Annotated in this window: 23 protein-coding genes and 1 riboswitch; of the genes, 16 read left to right on the top strand and 7 right to left on the bottom strand. The window is 45.4% G+C overall.

The window, feature by feature from the left end; genetic code table 11:
* Positions 1-172: 172 nt before the first annotated feature.
* Positions 173-925, bottom strand: coding sequence for a class I SAM-dependent methyltransferase (locus J2T19_RS21165; RefSeq protein WP_307219270.1), 753 nt, complete (start codon positions 923-925; stop codon positions 173-175).
* A 276-nt stretch (positions 926-1,201) separates the two neighbouring features.
* Between J2T19_RS21165 and J2T19_RS21160 the strand changes: the two genes are divergently transcribed.
* The 7 genes from J2T19_RS21160 (at position 1,202) to J2T19_RS21130 (ending at position 5,960) form a co-directional block, all read left to right on the top strand.
* A complete protein-coding gene (locus J2T19_RS21160; protein WP_307219268.1) occupies positions 1,202-1,621 on the top strand; it encodes a VOC family protein in 420 nt (139 codons plus the stop codon).
* Between the two features lie 177 nt (positions 1,622-1,798).
* The gene (locus tag J2T19_RS21155) at positions 1,799-1,981 is read left to right on the top strand and encodes a hypothetical protein (protein WP_239290674.1); all 183 of its coding nucleotides are present in this window, start codon (positions 1,799-1,801) and stop codon (positions 1,979-1,981) included.
* 94 nt (positions 1,982-2,075) lie between these two features.
* Positions 2,076-2,249: a hypothetical protein gene (locus J2T19_RS21150; protein WP_156395345.1), complete on the top strand. Its 174-nt coding sequence runs from the start codon at positions 2,076-2,078 to the stop codon at positions 2,247-2,249.
* A gap of 236 nt (positions 2,250-2,485) precedes the next feature.
* The gene (locus tag J2T19_RS21145) at positions 2,486-3,085 is read left to right on the top strand and encodes a TetR/AcrR family transcriptional regulator (RefSeq protein WP_307219265.1); all 600 of its coding nucleotides are present in this window, start codon (positions 2,486-2,488) and stop codon (positions 3,083-3,085) included.
* A gap of 67 nt (positions 3,086-3,152) precedes the next feature.
* Positions 3,153-4,376 (top strand): MFS transporter, encoded by a 1,224-nt coding sequence (locus J2T19_RS21140; protein ID WP_307219263.1) that lies wholly within the window; start codon positions 3,153-3,155, stop codon positions 4,374-4,376.
* 131 nt (positions 4,377-4,507) lie between these two features.
* The gene (locus J2T19_RS21135; RefSeq protein ID WP_082560289.1) at positions 4,508-4,672 is read left to right on the top strand and encodes a DUF3934 family protein; all 165 of its coding nucleotides are present in this window, start codon (positions 4,508-4,510) and stop codon (positions 4,670-4,672) included.
* Between the two features lie 184 nt (positions 4,673-4,856).
* Positions 4,857-5,960: a PsbP-related protein gene (locus J2T19_RS21130; RefSeq protein ID WP_307219261.1), complete on the top strand. Its 1,104-nt coding sequence runs from the start codon at positions 4,857-4,859 to the stop codon at positions 5,958-5,960.
* Between the two features lie 238 nt (positions 5,961-6,198).
* Here the strand turns inward: J2T19_RS21130 and J2T19_RS21125 are convergent, their stop codons facing one another.
* On the bottom strand, positions 6,199-7,284 hold the full coding sequence (locus J2T19_RS21125) for a hypothetical protein (RefSeq protein ID WP_307219259.1): 1,086 nt from the start codon (positions 7,282-7,284) through the stop codon (positions 6,199-6,201).
* Between the two features lie 326 nt (positions 7,285-7,610).
* Between J2T19_RS21125 and J2T19_RS21120 the strand changes: the two genes are divergently transcribed.
* The 3 genes from J2T19_RS21120 to J2T19_RS21110 all read left to right on the top strand — a co-directional run bounded on the left by J2T19_RS21120 (position 7,611) and on the right by J2T19_RS21110 (position 9,646).
* A complete protein-coding gene (locus J2T19_RS21120) occupies positions 7,611-8,234 on the top strand; it encodes a deoxynucleoside kinase (protein WP_307219257.1) in 624 nt (207 codons plus the stop codon).
* Entirely contained in the window at positions 8,231-8,887 is a 657-nt protein-coding gene (locus J2T19_RS21115; RefSeq protein ID WP_307219255.1) for a deoxynucleoside kinase, read from the top strand. The genes J2T19_RS21120 and J2T19_RS21115 overlap by 4 nt, the downstream gene beginning before the upstream one ends.
* A gap of 279 nt (positions 8,888-9,166) precedes the next feature.
* Entirely contained in the window at positions 9,167-9,646 is a 480-nt protein-coding gene (locus J2T19_RS21110; RefSeq protein WP_307219253.1) for a hypothetical protein, read from the top strand.
* A gap of 244 nt (positions 9,647-9,890) precedes the next feature.
* Here J2T19_RS21110 and J2T19_RS21105 read toward each other — a convergent pair whose 3' ends face one another.
* The 4 genes from J2T19_RS21105 to thiM all read right to left on the bottom strand — a co-directional run bounded on the left by J2T19_RS21105 (position 9,891) and on the right by thiM (position 13,589).
* Positions 9,891-10,640, bottom strand: coding sequence for a MerR family transcriptional regulator (locus tag J2T19_RS21105; protein WP_307219251.1), 750 nt, complete (start codon positions 10,638-10,640; stop codon positions 9,891-9,893).
* A gap of 659 nt (positions 10,641-11,299) precedes the next feature.
* On the bottom strand, positions 11,300-11,965 hold the full coding sequence (gene thiE, locus J2T19_RS21100) for a thiamine phosphate synthase (protein ID WP_307219249.1): 666 nt from the start codon (positions 11,963-11,965) through the stop codon (positions 11,300-11,302).
* Complete coding sequence (gene thiD, locus J2T19_RS21095) at positions 11,965-12,774, bottom strand: bifunctional hydroxymethylpyrimidine kinase/phosphomethylpyrimidine kinase (RefSeq protein ID WP_307219247.1); 810 nt, start codon at positions 12,772-12,774, stop codon at positions 11,965-11,967. Before thiD ends, thiE begins: the two co-directional genes overlap by 1 nt.
* Positions 12,765-13,589, bottom strand: a complete 825-nt coding sequence (thiM, locus tag J2T19_RS21090) for a hydroxyethylthiazole kinase (protein WP_307219245.1) — start codon at positions 13,587-13,589, stop codon at positions 12,765-12,767. The genes thiD and thiM overlap by 10 nt, the downstream gene beginning before the upstream one ends.
* Before the next feature lie 197 nt (positions 13,590-13,786).
* A riboswitch (TPP riboswitch) is annotated at positions 13,787-13,887 on the bottom strand.
* A gap of 270 nt (positions 13,888-14,157) precedes the next feature.
* Between thiM and J2T19_RS21085 the strand changes: the two genes are divergently transcribed.
* Both J2T19_RS21085 and J2T19_RS21080 read left to right on the top strand, forming a co-directional pair.
* Positions 14,158-15,033: a radical SAM/SPASM domain-containing protein gene (locus tag J2T19_RS21085; RefSeq protein ID WP_186381067.1), complete on the top strand. Its 876-nt coding sequence runs from the start codon at positions 14,158-14,160 to the stop codon at positions 15,031-15,033.
* A gap of 349 nt (positions 15,034-15,382) precedes the next feature.
* Positions 15,383-16,051, top strand: a complete 669-nt coding sequence (locus J2T19_RS21080) for a pectate lyase (RefSeq protein ID WP_307219243.1) — start codon at positions 15,383-15,385, stop codon at positions 16,049-16,051.
* A 93-nt stretch (positions 16,052-16,144) separates the two neighbouring features.
* Here the strand turns inward: J2T19_RS21080 and J2T19_RS21075 are convergent, their stop codons facing one another.
* Positions 16,145-17,095 (bottom strand): copper amine oxidase N-terminal domain-containing protein, encoded by a 951-nt coding sequence (locus J2T19_RS21075; RefSeq protein WP_307219241.1) that lies wholly within the window; start codon positions 17,093-17,095, stop codon positions 16,145-16,147.
* A gap of 517 nt (positions 17,096-17,612) precedes the next feature.
* Here J2T19_RS21075 and J2T19_RS21070 point away from each other — a divergent pair.
* The 4 genes from J2T19_RS21070 to J2T19_RS21055 all read left to right on the top strand — a co-directional run bounded on the left by J2T19_RS21070 (position 17,613) and on the right by J2T19_RS21055 (position 22,934).
* A complete protein-coding gene (locus J2T19_RS21070; protein WP_307219239.1) occupies positions 17,613-18,206 on the top strand; it encodes an ECF transporter S component in 594 nt (197 codons plus the stop codon).
* On the top strand, positions 18,207-19,763 hold the full coding sequence (locus J2T19_RS21065; RefSeq protein ID WP_307219238.1) for an ABC transporter ATP-binding protein: 1,557 nt from the start codon (positions 18,207-18,209) through the stop codon (positions 19,761-19,763).
* Entirely contained in the window at positions 19,738-20,532 is a 795-nt protein-coding gene (locus J2T19_RS21060) for an energy-coupling factor transporter transmembrane component T family protein (RefSeq protein WP_307219236.1), read from the top strand. Before J2T19_RS21065 ends, J2T19_RS21060 begins: the two co-directional genes overlap by 26 nt.
* Positions 20,533-20,648: 116 nt before the next feature.
* Complete coding sequence (locus J2T19_RS21055) at positions 20,649-22,934, top strand: outer membrane protein assembly factor BamB family protein (protein WP_307219234.1); 2,286 nt, start codon at positions 20,649-20,651, stop codon at positions 22,932-22,934.
* Positions 22,935-22,952 lie beyond the last annotated feature (18 nt).

The raw sequence follows: 22,952 nt of genomic DNA, 5'->3' as shown, positions 1-22,952 counted from the left end.
AAAGGTCTGGTGGGCTGTTTTTTGTTGTTTTTCAGTTAGATGAATCAATTTCATAACTCATTAAACCGAGTTTTATGTAACTAGATATAAACAAATTAAACCGTTTTTGATCTATATCTAGTCTTGATTTAAGCAGTAAAGGTATTATGAAATTGATTCGAATTATAGTGCTTTATTTGCGAGCTGTTATCAGGAAACGTGCAGCGTTCGTCCGAATTCCCAGATCACACTCATATTGATGAATAAAACGTTGGAGTGTCTGCACATCTGTAACTTGTTCTCCGAAGCCGGGAATAATCGGCGCATGAGTCAGCAGGAAGAGCAGATCTTCTGGACGAGCATAATACTCGGTCGCATTATATTCCTTGAGTTGAATATCACGGAATCCAGCTTCATGCAGCTCGTTCACGTATCTCTCCGCTAATGGGCTTGTTGGCAAGTCTTCGGTTGCCTCCAAGCCGAAGGCTTCTTTGATGTTATATTTATCATTTTCCCGAACCTGCTGGGTCAGAAACATGCCTCCATCAGCAAGTACACGATATGCTTCCGATGCGCAGAAGGGAGCATGTCTGCAAGAAATCATATTGAAAAATTGATCGGGGAATTGAAGCTGCTCAGCATTCATCTGCACAAATCGGACGTTGAAGCGCCCTGACGCGAGAAGATTACGCTGTGCAGTCTGTATCATGCCGTGGGAAAGGTCAATCCCTACAAGTAATGATGCAGCCTCGGCATGAGAGAGCAATGCTTCTCCGCCACCTGTGCCAATGTCGAGTAAGAGGTCAGAGGGACGGATATGGCGTATAACTTCAGTATACAGATCCCATAGGACGCCTTCGGATACAACCTGCAGGGAACTGAAATCCCAACCGTTGATGGCCCCGATCTGTTCATAAAAAGCTTCATAATGTATGGTTTGTTTCATTCGTTATTCCTCCAAATTTGTGTAGATACAATGAGTAGTTGTTATTCAAGTTCGATACAGTAATCTCTACCGAGCTAGGTCAAGAAGACAGACGTATCCTTACATAGCTGGTACGCGTTTTGACCCAGCCCGATAACTAATTACTTCGAACAAATTGGAATAGCATCCTTCTCACCTCACCATTTGGAATATAACTAGTATAATTCATTTGACAGCCTATATGCGACATGTTAATTTGGGTTGGGAATCTAATCCAATAGATCGAGGTGATCGATGGTGGCTGTAAGTGCTAAGCAGATTTTTGTTAACCTCCCCATCAAAGATTTGAATAAATCGGTGGAGTTTTTCACCAAGATTGGGTTTGAGTTTAATGCTAATTTTACGGATGAGTCAGCTACCTGTATGATCATTGGGGACAACATTTATGCTATGCTGCTGGTGGAAGAGCGTTTCCTATCGTTCATTCCTAAGAAAATCTCTAATGCTGCCGAGACGGCCGAAGTCATCGTTGCTCTATCCGTAGATAGCCGTGAACAGGTCGATCAGATTGTACAAGCTGCTCTGGATGCAGGCGGCAAGCACTACAATGATCCGCAGGATCATGGATTTATGTATGGCTGGAGCTTTCAAGATCTGGACGATCACCTGTGGGAAGTATCCTATATGGATCTGAGTGCATTCCCGACAGAGGAATAAATTAAGCAAGTTAACATTCAATTGTATATATGAAAATTGAGATAGCCTTCCTATTAAAATAGGAAGGTTATTTTTTTGGGAATCCACTATAAATACAGCATTCACACAGCCCCTTGAATATGGACATGAATAACATAGAACATGCATGACCCACAACGATGTTCAGGGGAGATGGATATGAACCGTTCCAACGTGAAAAGTTACCGGTATCGTGTCGGGAAGAATCAGTATATTGTTATTCAGATTCACCAAACCGCCAAAGGTTATGCGGAGTCGGGGAATGTGCTCGCGAGTAATGCTGTTAACGTTCAGATTATAAAGGAGAAGAAGAAGGGACGCCGATCCTCGCGTAAACGTTAGTCTCCTGACGTAATTAATGAATCAATAATCGTGAAATGTCCATGAAGTTCTATTTCTGCAGAGAAGAATAATAGGAAAGGGGAGGCGGATCGGTATGGCTAAGAAGCCAAAACATGCTAAACACGTCAATCGGGTAGAGGTAGACAAAAGTCGTCTGAAGTTTAATGCGAGACAATCGGCGAAGGCTTCGGTGGGGCAAGGCGGAAATGCATTTGCCATCAATGCCAATGAACTCGGGAATATTCGGGTACGTGCAGGACAACAATAAATGGTATGAAGTAAGTAAATAACAGTAGCTAAGAAGGTGCCGTCCGGCACCTTCTTTGTTGTACATCTCACTGTCGTTAGTGCTGGGAAAAAGGAAGGATTGCGAAGAGGCCAACTTGGTATGTAATTTTTGTCATGAAAACAAGCTGGCTAGATATTGCTTATTCAACATTCATCCGTTAAAATATAGAACGAATGTTCAGTATGCAAGCAGTATGTAAGAAATGGAGTGAAAGAATGAACAAAAAGCAACTTCAAACAGAGCAGACGAAGAAGAAACTAGCGGATGCCTCTAGAGCTCTTTTTGTACAAAAAGGCTATAAGGCAACATCCATTGAAGATATCGTGGCGGCAACAGGGAGCAGCAAGGGCAATATTTATTACCATTTCAAAAGTAAAGAGGGTCTCTTTCTATACTTGATTGATGAATGGGATCGGGAATGGGAAGAGAATTGGACAGCCAAAGAACATCTCTATCGCACCTCTACCGAGAAAATTTACGGTTTAGCTGAACAGCTTGTCCTGGATGAGATGAATCACCCACTGACCAAGGCAGCCGATGAATTTTTCACCAAGGAGAAGAAAGAGAACGATATCGAAGAACGCATCTCATCGATGTTTGAGCGGCATATTCAATTTAACCGGCAACTGGTACAAGAGGGGATCGATAACGGAGAGTTCAAGACAGACAATGTAGATCACCTCGCGCTTATATTAGAAAGTACCATAATCGGATTGAGCCACATGTCGCGCAGCATGGAGCCAGAACAGGCTCTTGCCTTATATCGTCACGCGGCAAGTGTATTCTTGCACGGCATTGCAAAAGATAAGGATTGAACTCAGGTTGCCACTTGAGCGGAGTATATGAGAAGGCAACATTTTGACAACTACGGAGGATGCAATCATGGCTTTACTAACGCGCAATAGGGGCGCATTACTACTATTAATGGTTAATATTTTTCTCGTCTTTACAGGTATAGGTCTTGTTGTGCCCATTATGCCTGCGTACATGGAGCTACTGCATATCACCGGATTCACGGTGGGGCTGCTGGTAGCGGCATTTTCCTTCACACAGTTTCTATTCTCCCCGGTTGCGGGTCGTTGGTCCGATGCTTTGGGGCGTAAAAGGATTATCGTCGTCGGCATGTTAATTTTTGCTGTATCCGAATTTATGTTTGGTGCGGTTAATGCACCTGTGCTGCTCTTCGCTGCACGTATGCTTGGTGGAATTGGCGCGGCGTTGATCTTTCCGGCAGTTATGGCCTATACCGCAGATATTACGACAGAGGAAGAACGCGGCCGAGGAATGGGATTAATCAATGCTGCAATCTCCACCGGGTTCATCATTGGACCAGGTATCGGTGGTTATCTGGCTGAGTTCGGTATTCGGATTCCGTTCTATGCTGCAGGTGTTGCCGGTTTGTTAGCTGCAATCATCACACTGGCTATTTTGCCAGAGTCGACACGTAGTCCGGCAACAAATAAACCTGATGTGGGAGCAGCCCAAGCGAAGGTTAAAACGCAGAGTTTGGCATCCCAATTGCTACGATCGTATCAAGCGCCTTACTTTTTCAGCTTGATTATCGTATTCGTGATGGCATTTGGACTTGCAAACTATGAGACGGTATTTTCGCTGTTTGTATATCAAAAATTTGGATTTACAACACAAGATATTGCGTTCATCATTACATTTGGCTCCATTGCAGGGGCTGTCGTGCAGGTTGCTCTCATTGGCTGGTTACTGAACCGGTTTGGGGAGAAAAAGGTCATTTCGGTATGTCTCTTCTTTGTAGCGTTGTTTGTCATGCTGACCTTATTCGTGCATACGTATTGGTTGATTCTGGTCGTTACCTTTATTGTGTTCCTCGGAATGGATATCTTACGCCCGGCAATCAGTACACAAATGTCGAAATTAGCGGAGGAGCAGCAAGGCTTTGTGGCGGGATTGAATTCAGCGTACACAAGTCTAGGCAATATTGCAGGGCCAATTGTTGCTGGGGCATTATTTGATGTGAATATTAACTATCCGTACGTTTCTGCTTCCATTGTACTGGGGATTTGTTTCCTATTATCGATGTGGGTGCTTCGAGGAGGCAAACAGGCTGGACAATTGAAAGCCGAAATGTAACGATTAACGATATTTGAAGTGATATTTTGGTATAATAATATATGCTGGAAGTGAGTAATTGGGCTGGGTCACGATGAACGTTATCTAGGATGGTCATTTTTAAGCATATACAGGATTATTGGAGTGATACGATGAGTAAATCTAAAGGTGGCGGAACAGGCCGCGGTACAGGCAAAAAAGGCTGGAATCGCTGGCAAGCGAGTGCCAATCGTGCCAAAAGTGCACCGAAACCCTATAAGAGTAAGGGTACGAAGAAAAAGGATGATAACGAAACCTCAGATGACAAGTCCCAGTAAATGGGGAATGGCGAAGCGAGAGGTGCTCATGATGAAGAGATCTGACCTTAAGACAAGGGCAGGTCTCTTTTTTACTTATATCCCCCTTTATTATTCCATCCAAATTGCCGATATAAATGGTAAAATAAACCTCTTATTTACAGAGTGTATTATTCTCATTATTTTATCAAAGGAGTCTTTACCATTGGCTAAGCATGTTACCAAAGGCATTGTATGTACTACTATACTGAGTTTGTCCGCGATGGCTACACTTACTGGATGCGGTATACCTTCTACACCGTTCGATGTATCTGAGCCCACGATCAACTCTGAGTCCATCGTTTCTTCGAGGGATGCTGTGGAAAAGCTCGTAACGTTCTATCCTCAGCAGAAAGAACTATCAGTCAGCCTCCCCTCCGAATGGGAAGTTGTCACGGAAGAAATCAGCCCGTCCCTTTTAAAATTAGCTACAAAGGATCAAACGAAATCACTTCGAATTGACCGAGTGAACCGTGAAGACTATATTCCAAAGATGTCATTGACGGATTATATGGTTCGGCATCAGGAAAACATAAATGCAGCACAAGAGTCGGTAGATACAAGTTATGAGGTGATTAGAACAAGTCAGTTGATAATTGACCAACAAGAAGCTTATGTAAAAGAAGGGCGCACGAAATATGGCAAACATCAATACGGACACATTACCGCATTTCTAGAGACAGACCAGCATTTCTATATCATTACATACACGAAGATGTACCAATTTACGGCAGCAGATCAGGAGTTTTTTGAACAACAAGTGGCTAAGCATTTTAATATTTTGAATGACCAGCCAACGGACTATAGCACATCTTCGGCAGAATTGGTTGCCCATCAAGGTAAATACGCACAGTTCCAGATTAGCACACCTTCCAACTGGCAGGTTCATGAATTTGATCTGTCGGAATCAGTGCTGGATGTATCTTTGGCTGAGAATAATGAGCAGTTGTCGGTTTACCTTGCATCCAAGGATGAGTTCGATTCAGTCCTAACATTGGAGGAATACGGACGATACGTCGCCGAAGTCTACGCGGATGGTAAGGATACTCCCATACCAGAGATGATCCCTGTTGAGATTAACGGTCTAAAAGGCATACAGCTGGAAGGACATTACGTGGATAATCAACGCCAAATCGTTGAGTTATGCACTATTCTGGAGTCCCGGGATCACTTTGTGGAAATCGTGTTCTACACCACAGAGAGCCGATTTGACCGGGTGAAGAGCGATTATCAAATCTATACGCGTACATATGTAGAGCCTGCAAGGTAATAGAATTTCTCCGAATGGGCAACCGCTTGTATCGCTGCTGTAATCATCGTACTTGATAAATCCTGATATAAAACAAAATAACCTTCTTACAGAGCCTGAAGTCAGGTCATCAGCAAGAAGGTTATTTTAAGGTTCGTGTACGAAACTGATAAACGCTATAAAGTTTAAAGAGGGAGTACTTCACTTTGATTTTAAAGCAAATATGCAAGTGAAACTTCTCTGTTTACACTTACTCTATTTACTGTTCCTCGTGGTAGCTCTCCGTATATTCCATGTACGCTTCCTTCGTTTGGTCATATCGATCGCTCGTAGTAGCGAAACTAATGACCGCAAAGTGATCTGGATATTCAAGAATCGTAAATAAGTAGCCGAGCTTTGCTTTGTCCACAGTAGCATGAAGTTCAAGCTGTATACCTGGTCTGCCATCAATCTCTATAGCCAACCGATCTGACTCCGTGACATCCCTAAGAAATTCCATCTCGTATTCCATATAAGCATCAAAATACTCATCCAGTGTTGTTCCAGGGTCGAACTCAGACTTCAGATGTTTCAAATGCATCATAAAATCACCGTTTAGAGAAGTTGCATCTAGATCGTTATCAACCTCCCTTTTCATTTCACTAAACCAATCTGAAGGGATACGCATTGAGGTCTTCCCATCCTCTGATTTAATAACTTTGGTAGAACCAGAAGTCGGTTCGGTTTCAACAACAGCAGGCTGATCGTTCAGAATTCGCATAGATTGGGCAAGCTGTTTGAAGAATTCCCGATCGTTATCGTTCAATTCACGCTGGCGGATGAAGTAAAGATGGTAGTAGTGATTTTCCTTCTCTAGTGAAGCACTGAGAAAATTCCCTGTCATTACAGGCAATGCCATTGTTCCTTCGGTAAGGTAGGCTTCTGCTGAATCAATGGTCATACTTCCTGTTCGTTTCGATTCATATGTACCACCATCAGCGGAGGAGAACTCATCATCCCAGTTTTCCACAATTTCCTCAAGAGATGATTCTGTTCGATCTTCTCGGTTATCTCGTTGAATCATAAGGATGCCCTCGCCGTTTTTTTCCATGGCAGACAATAAAATAGGTGATCCTGGTTGCGGAAAAGTATTCCAATCAAGTGGGACAGTGATTTCGACTTCATTCTGTGCTGAAGATAGAACATGATTCTGTTCTTCGGTCTTTGTTGCTGTGTCCGTAGCTACAGGTGCTGGGCTGGAGGTGCTGGCTTGGGTGGCGCAACCAGTAAGCGTAAGGGTCAGGGCAGCGGCGATCGTTATCGTTCGTGGAAGTGAACGTGTTGTTTTCATGAATTGGTGAATCATGTATCTAATCTCTCCTTAGAGCATGATGATATGTAGTAATATACAGGCTCGGTAGTCTTGTATGTGGATTAAAATATAATAATAATAGTAAGAGGGTTATTTTACCATTTATAAAATCATTTGAATATATAACTTTCGACTTATAGTTCCAAAAGTGGGTATAAGGGTCTTTCATCCGATGAATGTTTAGCTCTGTTACGTGAATACGCACAATATTCAATTTATACATAAAATACTGGCCTTCGACGCTACGAAGCTGTGATACAATAGGTGAGGTCTATAGAGAAACGGAAACACGCATAAGCACGAGGAGGAACAGGAACACGATGAAATCAGCCCCGTTTATTGCTGTGGAGGGTCCAATTGGTGCTGGGAAAACAACGCTCGCAACGATGCTTTCTCAGGAGTTGAATCTTCCGCTAGTGAAGGAGATCGTAGAAGAGAATCCATTTCTGGCTTCCTTCTATCAGGATATAGATGAGTGGAGCTTCCAGCTTGAGATGTTTTTTCTATGTAATCGATTTAAGCAATTGGAAGATACCGGCGCTCACTATGTGCAGCAGCATACACCCGTCATTTCGGATTATCATATCTACAAAAATATGATTTTTGCCGAACGCACCTTGAAAGGCACGAAGCGGGACAAGTACCGTCAAATTTATCATCTGTTAACCGATGACCTGCCGAAACCTAACTTGGTGCTGTACATTGAAGCAGAGCTTGATACCTTGATGTATCGGATCAACAAGCGAGGCAGATCCTTCGAGCAGGACATGGATCCTGCGTATATGGAACAGCTTATTGCTGATTACAAAACAGGCATGGCCTATTTAGCAGACAGCCCTAATCCTCCGATTATTATTAAAGTGGATGCAGAAGCACTCGATTTTGTAGAGCATCCAGAACATTTTAAGCAGATCGTTAACCAGGTAAAGGAGTATATCACATGAATAACTATGGCATTCCGACCAATGCATTAATTACCGTCGCAGGTACCGTTGGTGTGGGTAAATCCACACTGACAGCAGCGCTTGCGGAGCGTTTGAATTTCAAAACCTCTCTGGAACAGGTAGATCATAATCCGTATCTAGAGAAGTTTTATCATGATTTTGAACGGTGGAGCTTCCATCTGCAGATCTACTTCTTGGCAGAACGTTTTAAGGAGCAGAAGAAAATTTTTGAAATGGGTGGAGGATTCGTACAGGATCGTTCGATCTATGAAGATACGGGGATCTTTGCACAGATGCATGCGGATCAAGGTACAATGTCTGCAACGGATTTTGAAACCTACAGCAGCTTGTTCGAAGCTATGGTTATGACGCCATATTTCCCGCATCCGGATGTACTGATCTACCTGGAAGGCAGCTTGCCATCCATTCTGAACCGGATTACCGAACGTGGACGTGAGATGGAGATTCAGACAGACCGCTCGTATTGGGAGCATATGCATGAGCGCTACTCCGTATGGATCGATCAATTCACAGCTTGTCCGGTACTGCGCTTGAACATTGATGAATATGATGTGCATGATTCGGCATCGGTTGATGCAATTCTGGCACAGATTGCGGCTGTGATTACACCAGCGAAGGAAGCACAGCGTTAAGATAAATAGAATGGAAATGGACTCTCCTTATGTCATGTTGAATAGTGGGGAGTTTTTTTTGTGTTTGTTTACGTTTGTTTGGCTGAGATTTGACGGTATTCTACAGGGAATTGTCCAATTTTACGCGGGTCATGAAAGGCGCACCACTGAGCCAGCTTGGATATCGCTTACAACTTCATCATCGTAGAAAATGGTTGAATTAACAAATGAAATGTGGTTTTATTAGTTAGGTGAATTTTGGGAAATAAGCCTAAGCATGACTCAGGAGGGAAAGACATCGTGGAAGAAAAGCAAGGAATCAAGATTGGGATGCCGATTATCGGCGGGTTAATTGCGGCAATTGTGGGTGGTGCCATATGGGCTGCAGTCGCAGCAATGACTGAATATGAGGTAGGTTTAATTGCAATTCTCATTGGTGCACTGACAGGTTATGCTGTCGTGTTGTTGTCCAACAAACGCATTGCAACAGTACATAAAGTGATTGCGGTCATTTTTGCGCTTGTCGGCATTGTACTAGGGAAATACTTGACGGTGGTTTATTTTGCATCCGAGATGTTTGATGAGAGTTTTATGCAATTGGTATTTGACGGCGAGATCGTTAATGCGTTTATCGAAACGTTCTCGGACTATTTCGGTGAACCGATGGATCTGTTGTTTATTGGTCTTGCGATCGTATCCGCATGGCAGATTCCTGGCCGAATGGCAAAAACCAGTATGGCAACCGAAGCCTCATCCACAGACCACGCTCCGAGAGCATAATCAGTTGAGGTAGGGAAGTAACCTATATTCTTCATTCCAAAAAATCTCAGAGTGAATGTGCCGAGAGGCTCCTTCACATTGCGGCTGAGAAATAAGCATGAAGGGACGTAACGCCAGAAGGCGTGCGTCCCTTTTTTGGTGATGATATTTTACCCTGTGAATAGGGTTTGGATCTAGCGTGTGTGAATCATAGAGGGAACCCGAGTCTAGGGCGTGTCTGAAAATGCTCTGCGGCGGGCTGTATCTAGTCTGCTTGCTGCTGATCCGCAAAGATCGCCATGGCTTCTTTCATAAACGCAGCTAATCCTTCGCCAAATTGGTCAATGTTACGAGTGAAGCGTTCATCATCCACATACATCTGACCTAATCCTCGAAAAGCCTCAGGTGAATAATGCCCCATCTGGTTCAGATAGGTGTACCACTCCGCAATGACCATCTGGGATTCATCCGATCCGGGTGAAGTGTCACGAAGCGTTGCCAAATGAGTAAAGATGCTATTCATCTGATCTGACATTGCCTTTTGTTCGTTGGGTGATGAGCGTTGTAACTTTTCATTCGCCTGGTCTACCGCTTTATTCCCCCAGCGCTGACGCGCTTCCTGTTCGTATGGGTTCTCCTTGAAGTTAAAACCTTCAAATTGTTCCTTCGTCGTCATATCGATGTCTCCTCTCATATGCAGAACACTTTTATCAATGGTGGCAATCATACGGTCTAATCGTTCTCTTTTCTCCATAAGGATCTGGCGGTGCATCTGAAGTGCTTCCTCCCGATTGAAGGAAGGGCTATTTATAATGTCTTTGATATCTTTCAGTGAGAAGTCGAGTTCTTTGAAAAATAAAATCTGTTGCAGCATGTCTAGATTGGCATCTGAATATAGTCGATACCCTGCTGAAGTGACTTCATCCGGTGTTAACAAACCAATCTCATCATAGTGATGCAGTGTGCGCACACTGATCGAGGCGAGCTTAGCGACTTCTTTTACCTTCATGGCCATGATTCCAACCTCCTTACATCACCGATTGTACAGTGTCACGTTACGTGAGAGTCAACCCTGTCATATTTGAATGTAGCACCTAAACTAAATTTTAAGGAGAAGCACAGTAGGAAGGAGAAACCGAAGTGAATGATAGGAAACCGAGAGGGAGCAAACAAGAAGAGAGCAAGAAGAAAACAAGAAGCATACAGGATATCAATTCGACAGCTGCATCATATTTTGTATATAGATTGTGAATCGTTACGCCATACTAATCAATGATTACGAACTATGACCAAAAGTTACTCGTAGACAAACCCAAACCATTCACAGACGGTTTATGAACATGAATGAGGTTACTTCAACATTATAGGTATAGACAATCTTGCTGATATTGATGCAAATGAAGTCTTTGAATTCAAGCGTGAATTCAATGCGGAGTTTTCTGGGGTATATCTAGAGCTGTGTCGGAGGTTAATGTGTGTAAAAGTTACGTAGTTCATAATGTGTAATGCTTAATCCATGATTCATAATGCAATAAAGCTAAAGGATGTAGATGCGAGGCATGGGCTCAGCGCATAAACCCTATGCAATAAAGCTAAATGATGTAGACGCGACGGACAGGCTCAGCGCATAACCCCTGCGCCCCGGCGGGGTTGCCGCGGTGCAGGGATGCATGGCTACGCCAGCATCCCAAGCACCGCCGCAGCGAACCGCGCAGCCGCTGCGCGCACGTCGGCCGCGCCCGCAATGGCGGAGATGACGGCTACGCCGTCGGCTCCAGCCGCCATCACGGCGGCCGTGGTATCGGGCGTAATGCCGCCGATACCCACCACCGGAACTGCGATGCCTGCGGCGCGCAGTTCCGCAACCCCTGCGGGGCCCAGCACAGCATGGGCATCCGCTTTGGAGCGCGTCGGGTACATTGGCCCGACGCCAAGATAGTCGGCACCCGCCTGCATCGCACGGCGGGCTTCCTCCACGGAGTGGGCGGATACGCCAAGCATCCGCCCAGCTCCAATACGGGCGCGTACAAGTGCCGCGTCCGCATCGTCTTGGCCGACATGTACACCGTCGGCCTCCACAGCTACAGCCAGCTCCACATCATCGTTCACGATGAACGGTATTCCGTGCTGGCTGCACACCTCGCGAAGCCGCCATGCCAGAGCTAGGCGGGCTTCGCCAACCAGGGCACCAGTTCCTTTTTCCCGGAACTGGAACAACGTAATGCCGCCAGCAATCGCCTGGCGCAACACCTCCACAGGGTCTTGCGTGGTATTCACGCTGCCCATCACCAAATACACCTGCATTGCGCGTCGCACCGCTTCTGCATTCAGCTCATGCATCACTTCTCACCTCGTTGCCTGCGCTGATACGCAAAATGATTCGTCGGTCCATGTCCAGCGCCAATACCGAGCTCATCCTCAATGGCTGCCTGAATGAATGCTCTCGCAGTCGTGACGGCAGCCAGAACGGACGAACCTTTCGCCAGTTCAGCCGTAATGGCGGCAGAATACGTACAGCCTGTTCCGTGAGTATGAGGGGTCACAATTCGAATGTTCTCCAGATAGTGGAAGGACTGCCCATCATAGAGTACATCTACAATCATGCCGCCCGTATCATGGCCGCCTTTGATCAAGGCATACGTAGAACCCATCTGCACAAGGCGCCGGGCTGCCTCTTCCCGTTCACTTAAACTTCGAATGGACATGCCTGTCAGCAGTTCAGCTTCAGGAATGTTTGGCGTGGTGATCTGTGCATGCGGGATGAGCTCCGTAATCAGTGTCTGAATAGCCTGCTGCTGAAGTAGCGGAGCGCCGCCCTTGGCTACCATAACGGGATCAATGACCAGATTAGACCATTCATAATGGCGCCATTTCTCGGCAACCAATTGAATAATTTCCGTACTGTAGAGCATGCCTGTTTTCACCGCATTTGGCTTGAAGTCGTCTCCGGTCGAATCGAGCTGTTGGGCTATGCCTTCATACGAAATCGGAAATACACCTTGAACTCCTGTTGTATTCTGTGCCGCAATGGCAGTAATGACGGTCATACCGTATACATCAAGTTCTTGAAAAGTTTTGAGATCGGCTTGAATTCCAGCACCGCCGCCATTGTCCGATCCAGCGATTGTTAGAGCCTGAGCTATACGCATGGTCTATCTTCACCTCCATGGATGTGGCGAATAAGAGCACGTTGTTGCAATACCGACGGGGATACTAGGTCAAGTTGGTTCAATAGCTCGATCTGGAAACTGCCAGGGCCCTGGCTTTCCGTACGATCTGCAGCAAACTCAGCAGCAACGCCGTAGAAGGCGAGAGCTTCTACAACGCTATCCAGACGCTCCTTGTTATCAGTCGCCACAGCTGCAAATGCGCCAATTACAGCACTGAGCAGACATCCCGCACCGGTAACTTGAGTTAAGAGGACGTGGCCGTTGCTCACGAGATAGGTCAGATGTCCATTCGTAATGACATCTTCGCGACCCGTGATCACAACGATACAGTTTAACTTTTGAGCTGCACGCTCAGCTATTCCGATTCGATCTCCTTCACCTTGTCCAGCATCTACACCTTTGCTATTCCAGTGCTCACCAATAACATTGGCGACTTCTGCCACATTGCCACGCAAGATCGTGAGACGTAGCTCACGAACGAGCATCTGAACCTGCTCGGAGCGATAGGATGTGGCACCAGCGCCAACAGGATCAAGCACGACAGGGACTTGATGGGCGTTGGCAGATATACCAGCGAGCAGGATGGACTGCACAACATCTTTATTAAGTGTGCCAATGTTGAGGACGACCGCGCCGGACATTTTCGCAACATCGGCAACCTCCTCGTGTGCATAAGCCATAAAAGGTGATGCTCCAAGTGCAAGCAAGCCATTGGCTACAAAGGGAGCTACCACAATGTTGGTGATATTGTGCACTAACGGATTTTGAGTGCGTATACGTTCCAAGTAAGACATCTGTTTTCCTCCTTGTATGTACATCTAGGCTGGGAGCCGGATCTTGACTACATTTTGACCTGATTTCAGTGCATGTTGTCTGTCTTTAAGAATGCAAAAAGCCCCGCCCATTTCCGGAGAAATGAGTGGGGCTGAAGATCAATTCGCAATTGGTTTTCATCATTCATATTCTGTATGATGAAACGCATGATGTTTATTGAAAGGCCGCTCCACTTCCCTCCGCTGGTATGATCCAGATCAGGTTCAAAGGGTCCGAAAGTTAATTCGTCTCAGCCGTTAGGCTCCCCCAGTGCATTGCTATATTCAGTTTTAGTACTTTTTGAACAGGTATTTATAGCTCCAGCATATATCACATGCAAGTCAGATGTAAAGAAGGGATGTGCCAGATTTCTGCTTAGGCTGAGCAGCAGGAATCTGATTTGAAACGTTGTTGTTCCCTACTTCCTAACCCGATATAATAGAGGTTGTTCCAAAAGAACGCTTTGATCGTTCACGAATGAAAGTGTTATCGTTATATCACGAAATGAAGGTGGGACGCTCTCCCTCCGGAGAAGAATGGGGATCCGAGTTGAAAACATTCAAGAAAGTCTACATCGAAATTACAAGCATCTGTAACTTGGCGTGCAGCTTCTGTCCGCAGACCAAGCGTGCCAAAAATTTCATTGACCCTGACGTCTTTAATAATATACTGGATCAGATTAAGCCACATACCAAACACATATATCTTCACGTCAAAGGTGAGCCGTTACTGCATCCCAAAATCGATCTGCTGCTGGATTCTGCACACGAGAAGGGGTTCAAGGTCAACATCACGACCAATGGTACGCTACTGCCCAAAACACAGCATAAGCTGCTAGGCAAGCCAGCGTTACGTCAGATGAACTTTTCCTTGCACAGCTTCGACGGACATGAAGGCTCGACAGACCGCGAAGGATATTTGAATAACGTGTTGACCTTTGTTCGTGAAGCCGTGAAACATAATGTTATTATTTCATTCCGACTATGGAACCTGACACAGGATAACTTTACGAATGCTCAGATGAACCGAAACCGGGAAACGCTTGAAGTATTGGAGCGGGAGTTTGACTTGGATTTTCGGATCGAAGAAAAGGTCGTACCAGGTAGCGGTGTCAAAATCGCTCCGAATGTATACCTCAATCAAGATCATGAATTCCAGTGGCCAAGCTTAGATGCACCAGAGGATGACGGCAAAGGCTTCTGTCACGCACTTCGTAGTCAGGCAGCCGTTTTGGTGGATGGCACGGTTGTACCGTGTTGCCTGGATGGCGAAGGTGTAATTAACTTAGGCAACGTACATGAGAAGTCATTCTCGGAGATTGTTGATGGGGAACGAGCCAATAACTTATTTTATGGATTCTCGAAGAGACAAGCCGTGGAAGAATTGTGCCGCAAGTGTGGGTATCGCCAGCGGTTTGGCGCATAGTTGGCATCGTTACACATAACAAATATTCAAGTTGAGATCACGTTATCTGGTTACAGATGGCGTGATCTTTTGCTCTTTTTGCACAATATTCATGTGTTCATCTGCCCTAAATAGAGCATATTTGAAGTTCAGAATAGCATACTGCCCGGATAAGCCGGCGTACAAAATGTGCTGATAAGGAGGCTCCAAGGCGAATGCCAAGACATATCACCTAATGATTATTCTCGTTACATTCCTGATTTGGTAGGATCAGGATACGTTCCAAGCAGAGGTGCACATCTGGGGAACCGTGAAGACAAGCGTAAGCTTATGCGCTACTAATTCATATCAATAGAGGAGGACGTTTTCGATGAAAAAGTTGTTAACGGTGTTATTGTCGGTTGGTCTGGTCGCTTCCGTATTTGGTGCAATTCCTGCTTCTGCTGCTCCCGAGATCGTGAAGACAACCATCATTGTAGAGAAGGGCAAGACGTATGATGGAAAAGGGAAAAGCGTCGCTGCTGATCCGAACACACTTGGTGATGGCAGTCAAAAGGAAAATCAAAAGCCGATCTTTCGCCTTGAGGCAGGCGCTACATTGAAGAACGTAGTCATTGAAGCGCCAGCAGCTGATGGCGTGCACTGTTATGGTAGCTGTAACATTGAGAATGTCACCTGGAAGGATGTTGGAGAGGATGCATTGACCTTGAAATCGTCAGGAACGGTAAACATTACGGGGGGAGCAGCCTACAAAGCATATGACAAAGTATTTCAGATGAATGCATCCGGAACTATTAACATCAAAAATTTCAGAGCAGATGATATTGGCAAGCTCGTTCGTCAAAATGGAGGCACATCCTATGCCGTGAACATGAATGTAGATAATTCGAACATTTCCAATGTGAAGGATTCCATTTTGCGAACCGACAGCAGCAGTACCAAAGGAAAAATTACGAACACCAGATATTCGAAGGTGCCTACTTTGTTCAAAGGGTTCTCTTCAGGTAAGACAAGCCAGTCAGGGAATACGCAGTATTGATGCAGCGTACAGATAAAAGGCATCCCGCGGGATGCCTTTTCATATCGTTTCAGCTAGATGAGATAGCATGCGTGCCCATAAGGGCTCTTACTTCTACTTTTCATCCGGTACGTTAACAAAGATACTTCCTTTGGGTGGTACAGCCGCCCCTTCAGCTACCGAGCCGGCTTTGTTGGTGACCGTATAGGAAGTTTCCTCGGCCATGAGTGAGTACTGGAATGACACGATCGTTTTACCGGCTAATGAAGGGCGTGTTCCAGCTTCAGCATATGGCTTCGTTTTGACGAAGAACAGATCACCAAGAGTCCCGGAACCGTTACCTATGTTCGCTTGCCATTTCAGTAATGCCTGACCGTTTTTGACCTCATAATAACTGATTAGGTCATTGTTCTCGTTAATGAAGAAACGATCCTTTTTGCCTTGTTCAAATATATAGGCTGTGGTGGAGTCCACATCACCACGTTCTTCACGTAGCTCCAGACGAGGTTGTCCCAGCTTCGAGAAACGTGGTAGATGAATTGCAGCCTCGCGCGCAGCCACGAGATCGTTGCCTTTATAGGCTTTAACTAGGGCATCATCCGTTTGATAGATGTAAGCTTCCTTGGCAGCCTGATTCCAACTAACTTGGGCGCCAAAGGCGTCACCAATGGCTCGAAGTGGAAGCATAGCTTTGCCATTGACCAGAATAGGAGCTGCTGCAAGTGTCGCTGTTTGCCCATTTTTCTTTATCGTTTTGGTGTTAGGCGTAAGAATGTATTTGTCGCGATCGGTCTGGATACTAATTTCTTTAGTTTTGTTGTTATAGCCGAAGGTATAGTTGCCCAAGAATTGAAGTTCGGTCAGTGCTACATAGGTTACACCTTGCCGAATGACAACGTCATAGGAAGATGGGATGTTATTAATGTACGCTGTGGGTTTGTGGTTGGTAGCTGCTTCTACGACGTGAGGTGACAGCAGTGCGGGTGCCGTACCTGCGGTGAGAATCGAAGCGGCAAGAATCATCTTCCATTTTTTTTGCTGCCAAGCCGAGTGGATATTTTTCATCATAATCAATCTCCCTTCTAAGTGTACAGACGGAATAGTTATCCCAAAAGTTTCATATCGTTGTAAATTTAATGAAGCTAGCATTGCTACAATTACCCATATAGTGTACATTAAAGGCAATGAAATAAGTGAACCGGGTGCTCAATGAAGTTGGGCTGAGAGGGCGGCCTTATGCTGCTGACCGTAATATCTGATCTGGGTAATGCCAGCGTAGAGAACATAGAATCACAGTGAACAAGACGTTGAAAATAGCGTAATGAGTATCATTTCGAAGCCTAGTTATTTTGCAATCATCTATGGATGTACAATTTTGATCCTGTGTAAGAGGGTCACCGAGAACCAATGCAAAATAAAATGACGGATGTGAGTCCAATCACGTAATGAAATGCACTTGTTATATTTTTGGTATATTGTCTACTGCTGATCATCATGACGATACGTAGGTCTGCCTGGAAACCGGGGAGGCTTTTTTTGTGTTCTATCAATCTAAACGACACGAAGGAAGGAAGTTGTTCACATGGGAAATGCAGTGCGCAGTAATAAGTTGAGGCTGACAGATATTTTGGTAACGATTGTGATTGCGGTTGTGTTTGGCGTGATCTACAAAATATGGGGGCCTACTTATGACTTAATGAAGCCTTTCGGTATTCATGCCGAGCAGATGATCTATGGCATGTGGTTTATGGCAGGAACCTTTGCTTTTGTTGTGATTCGCAAACCCGGTGTAGCGATCTTAGCCGAGGTTGCCGCAGCAACGGTAAGTGCTTTTCTGGGAAGTGAATGGGGCATGTCTACGCTAGTCTATGGATTGCTGCAGGGATTAGGTGCCGAGGTCTTTTTTGCAGCATTTCGCTATCGTCTTACCAACCTGATGGTAACCTGCCTAGCAGCAGTTGGTGCAGCAGCAGCTTCGCTTATACTGGATTACCAATATGGCTACATCGATTCATTGTCGGCATGGAATTATACCTTGTTTATCGGTTTTCGCTTCCTTGGAAGTATTATCATTGCTGGTGTGTTTGCATATTATTTAGCCAAAGCACTTGAACTTACAGGCGTGACACGTTCACTCCGACCTGTATCCAAACAGGATTACGAGGCGTTGGACTAAATGCATGAAGAAGAGCGTCCGCAGGTTGTAGGGGTAAACAATCTAAGATGTAAGTTCCCTGGAGAGCAGGCCTTGTTATTTCAAGGCTTGTCTCTCACTATTCGCCAGGGGGAAAAGGTACTGTTGCTTGGGCCGAGTGGCTCTGGCAAGTCAACATTATTGCAAATATTGAGTGGCATCATCCCGAATTCAGTAGAGATTCCGATGAAATGTGATGAGATTCAGGTGCCGAAACAAGCCGGGTTTGTTTTTCAAGATCCGGACACCCAGTTTTGCATGTCCTATACAGATGAAGAAATTGCCTTTGTGCTGGAGAACCGGAATATACCGCGCGAACATATGCCTGAGCAGATTAGCCAATACCTGAACCAAGTGGGATTAAAGTTCGAACGGAATCGCCAATTGATCCACTCGATGTCCCAGGGTATGAAGCAACGCCTAGCTATGGCCTCCATGCTGGCGATGCAACCTGATGTGCTGTTTCTAGATGAACCGACAGCATTGCTTGATGACGAGGGAACTACGCAAGTGTGGGATACGGTGAAGCAGATCATGCAGAACAAAACGCTGATTATTGTTGAACATAAAATTAATGAGATTGTGGGATTAGTTGATCGAATTATCGTGTTGTCACCAGACGGAAAGATTGTTGCGGACGACCGTGCAGAGCAGATCTTTGCGGATCATCGTGAAATGCTGCGAGACTATGGGATTTGGTACCCAGGGGTATGGGATGAGCAGGAACAAGAACATGGGGAAAATCAGAAACAAGAGCAAGGGTTGCATCGATCAAGTAATAGATTAGCATCAGAGGATTACCGAGTGATGACCGATACGGAACCCGGCAAGACAGGCTCCCTAACTGATCTAGTGAAGATGAGTACACCAGAAGCTGAGCCTGCGCTTGAGTTACAGCATTTCACCGGATGGCGAGGGAAAACGCCGTTTATTGAGATTGAACTGGCACAGGTGTGGCATGGGGATTGGATCGCGGTCGTTGGAGCCAATGGTGCTGGCAAAAGCTCCTTGTTATTAGCTCTCATGAACATATTGAAAACAACAGGTTATTATCGCGTAGAAGGGCAATTACCTGGTAAAACGGAGAAATTGGCTGATCATATTGCATTTGTATTCCAGAATCCAGAATTTCAATTTGTTGCTCATTCCGTCAAGGATGAAGTGGAATTTTCACTTCTGTCTGGAACGCTCTCTGCGGAAGAGCAGCATCAGCAGACGCATGCCATGCTAGAGCAATTTAACCTGCAGAATTTAACGGATCGGCATCCGTATCAATTATCCATGGGACAAAAACGGCGGTTAAGCGTTGCTTCCGCTCTGGTACGTGAGCAACGTATTCTGTTGCTGGATGAACCAACATTTGGTCAGGATGCCCGTAATACGTTTGCGATGTTATCACAACTGGAGCGTCTACGTCGCCAAGGAACAGCAATCATTATGGTCACGCATGATCGAGAAATTGTGAAGAGGTATTGCACACATGTCTGGACGATTGATAAGGGGAGGTTGATTGATGCAGATCTCGTTTCCACACCGTGAAACTTGGCTCCATGCGGTCAACCCGGGTCTCAAGCTCGTTATTCTGACACTGATGTTTATTATGGTTATTCTCATACACAATCTGAATGTTATGGCTAATGTAGCGGTTGTCATGCTGCTATTACTATGCTGGTCAGGTCACCCGTGGTACAGGCTGCTTTTGTACGCCTCGCCCTTCATCCTGGTGTTCATCTCTACTTCAACCGGGATGATGATGTTTGGTAAGGGAGAAACCACTTGGTTTCGTTCGGGGCTTATTCATATTACAGAAGAAAGCTTCTATCGTGGGTTGCATCTGGGGTTCCGTTCTTTAAGCATGGCAGCAGCCGGTTTGTTATTTGGACTTACGACCAAGCCTGTTCGTTTGTTCTATTCGTTAATGCAGCAATGGCGTTTACCAGCCAAGTATGCATATAGCTTTCTTGCAGCGATGCGGATGATACCAATTCTACTGGATGAATTTCAGACGTTACGCTATGCCATTCGTATTCGAGGGACGAAGCAGCGTAGTTCTCGTTGGAACCTATACGGCACATTGAAACGGTACGCGATTCCTCTACTCGCTCAGAGCATAAGGCGCGCGCAACGAATGGCGATTGCGATGGAGGCAAAAGGTTTCGCAGAAGGACAAAGTCGCACCTATTATGTGCAGGTTGGTTACTCGCGTGCGGATCTATGGTTCACATTGTATTATGTTATCCTGTTATCCACCGCCTTTGCTCTGGGAATCCTGTATCCTTATCACCCCCATCTGGTGGACGTAAGATAGTACGAGAATACGAGAATGCCAGTGAGCAGGGAAATTAAATTTGATTCATAGGGTAACTTTTCTTTGTTCAAAACGTCTTTAATGGAAATAACTTCTATTTGAGTGGAGTGAACATCGTGAAGATTGGGCTAAACGGAGTAAAAGCAAGGTATCCATGGATTACAGTAATGGGTGTATCCCTCATGCTCGTTACAGGCTGTGGGTTACTGGATAATCGCACGGATGTTGGAGGAGAACCAAGCTCAATTACAGTAACGCAAGCTAAGCCTACCCAAGTTAATTATAAACAGGGAGAAGCCGTGACGGTTGTGCCCGATACGCCTTTGTTCATCCAGAGAGTAGAGCGCCGTGAAGATCTGGACAGTGTGAAGCTGCAATCGTACACGACCCACATGGAGAAATGGAAAGTGCGGTCTGCAGAAGGGGAATGGATTAAGATTCAGGATGAGAATCGGGGAACGGTGTGGTTCCCGGCGTGGTATGCATCGAAAGAGAGTCGTAGTGTTGAAGCGGTCACTCCACAGACTTTCAAACTGCATCCAGGCCGTAAATTATATTTGTCCCCAGGGAGCACAACAAGCTGGTCAATCGGTGCTGTAGAAGCATTTCTAATCAAAGAATGGAATGGATGGTATGGTGTCTCAATAACGCCGCGCAACTGGACGAAGAATAGTTTGGAGTACCTTCCGCCACTGCTCTGGGTTAAGGCAGAGGATATTGACCAGCATGAAAATATAAAGGATGGTTGGTTTCAGCAGAATTCGGCGTTGACCACTACAGCGATCAGACATCTAACCTTTCTAAAGTTCAATAAGGCAGCAACTTCCAAGCAGGTGAAGCAGTGGCTTGGTGAACCGGATTGGAAAGAGCATTCAAGCAATCTCTCCGATACATACCAGAAGATGAGTATTGGCGAGACTTGGCGGTATGAACGAGAGGATAGTCAGTTTCTTGTAACCTTTAGCCAGGCCGGCAAGATCGCTCGAACAGAGTGGCGTATTCTACAAGGTGGACAAACCTACAGTTGGGATAAGTATTATTTCAGTACTGGTGAAGAGTACGAGTATACGAACAAGACAGACGCCAAAGTGCTGCCAGCTACACTACCTTGGAAGCCGATCTGGACGAATCAGGGCGGAATTAATTATACCTTCTTACAGGCGGCGAATGAGGATGTGCTTTTAATGGAAGGTGACGATGGTGGATTAAGTGGTAACCATTACGAAAGTTCAATGTATGCTCTGGATCGACTTTCCGGAAAGAAGCTGTGGGAGGTCAATGCCGGTTATGGTATACAGCAGGCTCAGATGGATATCGAACGTGAGCATGTTACCATATTTACAGATTATGATCCGGATAAGAAAAGCTACAATGATCGTGTTCGTCATCTCCGACTGAATGATGGTCAGGTGATGTGGGGATTCAATCCTAAGCAGGGATATGACGTGAACTATATAACGGCAGCTAAGCATGTGGTTGTTGTAGATAGTCGTCTGAGCGAAACTTCCAATGGTGGGCATCTATCCGTACTGAATAGTAAGAATGGTAAAGTATTATGGACACGCAAGCTTAACAAGGGTTACCAGTTGTTGAACCAGCGTGCAGAAGATCCATATGTGCTGTATTGGGATAAAGGAAAACTCACGGCGGCTGATCCGTTAACAGGACGTGTCGTTTGGAAGATCGTAGCTAAGAAGTCTACAGTAGATCACCCAGAGAACAATCCGTACTTTGATGGGATATATCGTATAGACCCTTTTCAGAGCCCAAGACCTGAACGTTGGATGCTGCTCGCAGATCAGTGGACGCTGGTGGATTTGAATACAGGCAAAAAGCGGGAACATTTCCCTGCTAAACACGAACAGCAGATCGAGGTATTAAACGATGGAATGGTGCTGATTCGTGAAAATAAACACGGGCATCAATACGGTGAATACGAAGATTTCACAACAACACTCTATGATCCACAGCGTGGCCAGAAACGTTGGAGTGTGAACGCTAAGATTGAACGTGGTCTGGTAGAAGGGGATCAAGTATACGTGATCCGGAACGGCTCTCCTGCTGCACTGGATTATAAGACGGGAAAATTACGCTGGAGTGTTAAAGAGACGTTAGGAACGGTGCGGCACCCTATCAATCAGGGGAGTTACACGCTCATTAATGATCAGTTACTGCTGCCTATGGGGGCAGATCTGCTCGTCTTCAACGCGCAAAACGGAGAACTGATAGGCAGGGTGAATGATATTGTTACAGGCCAGCCAGAGCATAGAGATCGACAGGCCAAGAGCGGAGCGATAAATCGCATAGAAGATGAAGTCTATATTGGCTCATCCAATGGACGATTTAGTTTATATCGATCACAGGATTTACGTGCAGTGGTCAATCACAACGATCCTTTTTGAACATTCATTACAAGAGGT

Source organism: Paenibacillus tundrae (assembly GCF_030812775.1).
GTDB classification, from domain to species: domain Bacteria; phylum Bacillota; class Bacilli; order Paenibacillales; family Paenibacillaceae; genus Paenibacillus; species Paenibacillus tundrae_A.
Note: the sequence above shows the minus strand (reverse complement) of the source record. Positions and strands in the feature narration are given on the sequence as shown.

Excerpts from the sequence above, each read along its gene's own strand:
- J2T19_RS21165 (WP_307219270.1), bottom strand. The coding sequence starts at position 925 with ATGAAACAAACCATACATTATGAAGCTTTTTATGAACAGATCGGGGCC.
- J2T19_RS21155 (WP_239290674.1), top strand. The coding sequence starts at position 1,799 with ATGAACCGTTCCAACGTGAAAAGTTACCGGTATCGTGTCGGGAAGAAT.
- J2T19_RS21150 (WP_156395345.1), top strand. The coding sequence starts at position 2,076 with ATGGCTAAGAAGCCAAAACATGCTAAACACGTCAATCGGGTAGAGGTA.
- J2T19_RS21145 (WP_307219265.1), top strand. The coding sequence starts at position 2,486 with ATGAACAAAAAGCAACTTCAAACAGAGCAGACGAAGAAGAAACTAGCG.
- J2T19_RS21140 (WP_307219263.1), top strand. The coding sequence starts at position 3,153 with ATGGCTTTACTAACGCGCAATAGGGGCGCATTACTACTATTAATGGTT.
- J2T19_RS21135 (WP_082560289.1), top strand. The coding sequence starts at position 4,508 with ATGAGTAAATCTAAAGGTGGCGGAACAGGCCGCGGTACAGGCAAAAAA.
- J2T19_RS21125 (WP_307219259.1), bottom strand. The coding sequence starts at position 7,284 with ATGATTCACCAATTCATGAAAACAACACGTTCACTTCCACGAACGATA.
- J2T19_RS21120 (WP_307219257.1), top strand. The coding sequence starts at position 7,611 with ATGAAATCAGCCCCGTTTATTGCTGTGGAGGGTCCAATTGGTGCTGGG.
- J2T19_RS21115 (WP_307219255.1), top strand. The coding sequence starts at position 8,231 with ATGAATAACTATGGCATTCCGACCAATGCATTAATTACCGTCGCAGGT.
- J2T19_RS21105 (WP_307219251.1), bottom strand. The coding sequence starts at position 10,640 with ATGGCCATGAAGGTAAAAGAAGTCGCTAAGCTCGCCTCGATCAGTGTG.
- thiE (WP_307219249.1), bottom strand. The coding sequence starts at position 11,965 with ATGCATGAGCTGAATGCAGAAGCGGTGCGACGCGCAATGCAGGTGTAT.
- thiD (WP_307219247.1), bottom strand. The coding sequence starts at position 12,774 with ATGCGTATAGCTCAGGCTCTAACAATCGCTGGATCGGACAATGGCGGC.
- thiM (WP_307219245.1), bottom strand. The coding sequence starts at position 13,589 with ATGTCTTACTTGGAACGTATACGCACTCAAAATCCGTTAGTGCACAAT.
- J2T19_RS21080 (WP_307219243.1), top strand. The coding sequence starts at position 15,383 with ATGAAAAAGTTGTTAACGGTGTTATTGTCGGTTGGTCTGGTCGCTTCC.
- J2T19_RS21075 (WP_307219241.1), bottom strand. The coding sequence starts at position 17,095 with ATGAAAAATATCCACTCGGCTTGGCAGCAAAAAAAATGGAAGATGATT.
- J2T19_RS21070 (WP_307219239.1), top strand. The coding sequence starts at position 17,613 with ATGGGAAATGCAGTGCGCAGTAATAAGTTGAGGCTGACAGATATTTTG.
- J2T19_RS21065 (WP_307219238.1), top strand. The coding sequence starts at position 18,207 with ATGCATGAAGAAGAGCGTCCGCAGGTTGTAGGGGTAAACAATCTAAGA.
- J2T19_RS21060 (WP_307219236.1), top strand. The coding sequence starts at position 19,738 with ATGCAGATCTCGTTTCCACACCGTGAAACTTGGCTCCATGCGGTCAAC.